This is a genomic window from Ruegeria sp. CE12, from assembly GCF_056537525.1.
This window is the reverse complement of record NZ_JBQFRS010000024.1, coordinates 1-3,949: the sequence shown is the minus strand read 5'-3', so window position 1 is coordinate 3,949 and position 3,949 is coordinate 1. Positions and strand designations below refer to the sequence as shown.

The following is a 3,949-nucleotide window of genomic DNA, read 5'->3' as shown; positions in this document are numbered from 1 at the left end:
GATGCACATCAATCCCTGTGACTTCGCAATTTCTGGCGGGCTCTACCACAAACGCGGCGGCACAGCGCGGCATGATGCGGTGGCTTGGGGCTATGCCCGCGCGGCGGATCAACGTGGTGTAGACCTCATCCAGAATTGCGAAGTCACAGGGATTGATGTTCATCAGGGCCGCGTCACGGGTGTCCAAACCACGCGGGGTGCCATTAGCGCACGCAAGATTGGCGTTGTGGTGGCGGGACGCAGTTCTCAGGTGGCCGCAATGGCAGGCCTGCGCTTGCCCATTGAGAGCCATGTGTTGCAGGCCTTTGTCACCGAAGGGCTAAAGCCCGCAATTGACCATGTGATCACTTATGGCATGGGGCATTTCTATATCAGCCAGTCTGACAAGGGCGGACTGGTCTTTGGCGGTGACCTTGATTTTTATGCATCCTATGCCTCGCGCGGGAACCTGCCCACCGCAGAGCATGTGGTGGAAACAGGCATGACGCTCATGCCGATGATCGGACAGGCCAAAATGCTGCGCTCTTGGGGCGGGATTATGGATATGTCCTCGGATGGCAGCCCCATCATCGACAAAAGCCCGATAGAGGGCCTCTATTTGAATTGTGGGTGGTGTTATGGCGGCTTTAAGGCTGTGCCGGGATCAGGTTATGCCTTCGCGCATCTTATGGCCACAGATCAGCCGCATCAAAGCGCCGAGCGCTTTCGCCTCGACCGGTTTGAGACGGGGCGGGGCCTCATGGATGAAGAAGGCCGCGGCAGCCAACATAATTTGCATTAGAGATCGAGACGGTTATGCGTATCCCCTGCCCCATTTGCGGCGAAAGAGACAGCCGCGAATTTCGCCCCAAAGGCGATATCACCTATGCAGATCGCCCTGCGGCTGAGGCGGGCGCGGCGGCGTGGCACAGCTATCTGCATTTGCGAGACAATCAACCGGGCCAAATCGTTGAGATTTGGCGCCATGCACACGGCTGCGGGGTGTGGATATCTGTCACTCGAAACACAGTCAGCCACGCCATCCTAGGGGCACAGTTGCTACGCGATCGAGGGCAAGATCATGCGGGTTGAGGGCAAAGGACGGATCAATCGCGACAAGCCGCTCAATTTTACCTTTGACGGCAAAACCTATCAGGGGTTCGAGGGCGATAGCCTTGCCTCTGCGCTTTTGGCCAATGATGTCGCATTGGTCGGACGCAGTTTCAAATATCACCGCCCTCGCGGGATCGTGACGGCAGGCTCGGATGATCCAAACGGCTTGGTTGAACTGTCACGCGGGCCATATGGGGCCGCGATCCCGAACACACGCGCCACCATGCAATCCCTCTATGAGGGGCTTGTTGCGAACAGTCAAAACCATCTCGGGCCGCTTGGGTTTGATCTTTTGGCGGTGAATGATCTGGCCGCGCCCTTCTTAAGCGCGGGGTTTTACTACAAAACATTCATGTGGCCGCGCCGCTTTTGGGAAGCGGTTTACGAACCCCTGATCCGCCGCGCAGCGGGTTTGGGCCGCTTGTCCCGCGAGATGCAGGCAGAACCATCTGAAAAGGCCTTTGGGCATTGTGATCTTCTGGTCATTGGCGCTGGCCCTTCGGGCCTGACTGCCGCCCTTGTCGCGGCTGAGGCGGGCGCGGATGTGATCCTTGTTGACGAGAACACAGAACTCGGCGGCAGGCTTTGGCTTGAGGATGCTGCGATTGACGATATGCCTGCGCAAACTTGGCTCGCGCAGATATCGGCCAAGCTTTCTGCCATGCCCAATGTGCGGATCATGCCGCGTTGCACAGTCACGGGGGCCTATGATGGTGGCACCTATGGCATGATGGAGCGCGTGGGACTTGAGCACGCCCCGAATGGCACTGTGCCACGCGAATGTTTCTGGCGCATCACTGCGCGCGCTGCGATTTTGGCCACAGGCGCTGTTGAACGGCCCATCGCATTTGCAGACAATGACCGCCCCGCCATTATGATGGCAGGCGCAATGCGATTCTATCTCGACCGCTACGGCGTCTTGCCAGTGCGCAAAATCGCGCTGTTTGTCAGCACGGATCAAGGACATCGCGACGCGCTTGCCTTGCAGGCCGCGGGGGCAACCCTTGCCGCCGTCATCGATCCGCGCAGCGATGCGCCTGCGCTTGGCGATTATCCCCTTTATCGTGGTGCGGAGGTCGTGGCGACACGCGGCCGCACGCGTATCTCGGGCATAACCATTCGTGATGCCGCGGGAAAAACCACCGATATGGACATAGGCGCTTTGGGAATGTCTGGGGGATGGAACCCCAATATTCACCTTGCCTGCCATATGGGCGCCCGCGCAATTTGGAACGCGGAGAAATCCTGTTTTCTTGCCCCTGAGGGCGCGGTGCCTGCCCTGCATTACGCAGGCAGTGCTGCAGGATATTTCAGCACTGCCGAGTGTTTCACCTCGGGGTTTGCAGCGGCGATCAATGCCCTGTCCGAATTGGGCCTGACGGCCCCTCATACGCCCTGCCCAATCGCCCCCGCTTCGCGCGAGACAGCGAGGCCCCATTGGGTGGTTTCTGGCAAAAAGCGGGCATGGATTGATTTTGCCAATGATGTGACCACCAAAGATATCCGCCTTGCCGCGCAAGAAGGGTATCAATCGGTCGAACATATGAAGCGCTACACGACCCAAGGAATGGCGCCCGATCAAGGACGCAGTTCAAACACGACCGCGATTGCGGTTTTGGCAGATGCCACGGGTCGTGGAATTTCCGAGACTGGCACAACAACCTATCGCCCGCCCTTTGTGCCCGTGTCCCTTGGTGCGATTGGCGCGGGCGCGCAAGGCAAAGGGTTTGCACCCGAACGCCTGACCACCAGCCATGCAGCAAGTGTTGCCCGCAATGCCCCGATGGTGGCCACGGGCCTGTGGTATCGTGCATCCTATTTCCCACAAAATGGCGAGACAACATGGCTGCAATCCTGCAACCGCGAGGTGGGCTATGTGCGCAATGCGGTCGGTGTTGTCGATGTTTCCACTTTGGGCAAAATCGCCGTGTCTGGCCCTGATGCCGCGCGGTTCCTTGATTTTGTCTACAGCAATATGATGTCGACCCTGCCAGAGGGGCGTGTGCGCTATGGTTTGATGCTGCGCGAAGATGGGTTTGTTATGGATGACGGAACCTGCGCGCGGGTAGGCCCCTATGACTATGTGATCACCACGACCACTGCCGCCGCAGCCGAGGTCATGGCGCATCTGGAATTTGTGGCGCAGGTCTTTTGCCCTAATTGGAAACTCAGCCTGACCTCTACAACAGAGGCTTGGGCGCAATTCGCGGTGGCAGGGCCAAAGGCGTTCGACCTCGTGGCGGGTCTGACCAAAGGACTGCGCCGAGATGAATTGCCCTTTATGGGATGGGTCGCGCGGGATGTTTTGGGCGTGCCTGCCCGCATTTTCCGCATCTCTTTCTCAGGCGAGGAAGGGTATGAAATTGCGGTTCCCGTGGGCTATGGCGCAAGCCTTTATGACGCGCTTATGCCCCGCGCCGAAGCGATGGGGGGCGGGCCTTATGGGGTCGAGGCCCTCAATGTCTTGCGTCTTGAAAAGGGCTTTATCACCCATGCCGAAATCAATGGCCGCGTGACCGCGGGTGACTTGGGCATGGCGGGGCTATTGTCCAAGAAGAAAAGTGATTTCATTGGCCGTGCAGGGGCAGCGCGCGAAGGATTGCTTGACCCTGCGCGCCCCGCATTAATCGGGTTGCGCCCTGTTGATGGCCAATCAAAAATTCTTGCAGGCGGGCATTTGTTCGAGGCCGATGCAAAACCCAGTCGGGAAACCTCAAAAGGCTACGTATCTTCCGCCTGTTTCTCGCCGACTTTGGGCCATCCAATCGCACTTGGCTTCTTTGTGGATGGGCGCGCACGACATGGGGATCAAGTAAAAATGGTTGATCATCTGCGCGGGCAAGAAACCCTTTGCGAG

3 protein-coding genes are annotated in these 3,949 nt (G+C 58.4%); all 3 read left to right on the top strand.

The features are described 5' to 3' along the window. Positions 1–781: FAD-dependent oxidoreductase (locus tag ACR0IO_RS22745; RefSeq protein ID WP_480745084.1), on the top strand; the 781-nt coding region annotated here is incomplete at its 5' end. A gap of 14 nt (positions 782–795) precedes the next feature. Further along, positions 796–1,071 (top strand): sarcosine oxidase subunit delta, encoded by a 276-nt coding sequence (locus ACR0IO_RS22740; RefSeq protein ID WP_480745082.1) that lies wholly within the window; start codon positions 796–798, stop codon positions 1,069–1,071. Further along, on the top strand, positions 1,061–3,949 hold a 2,889-nt coding region (locus tag ACR0IO_RS22735; protein WP_480745080.1), incomplete at its 3' end, for a 2Fe-2S iron-sulfur cluster-binding protein. The genes ACR0IO_RS22740 and ACR0IO_RS22735, both read left to right, overlap by 11 nt.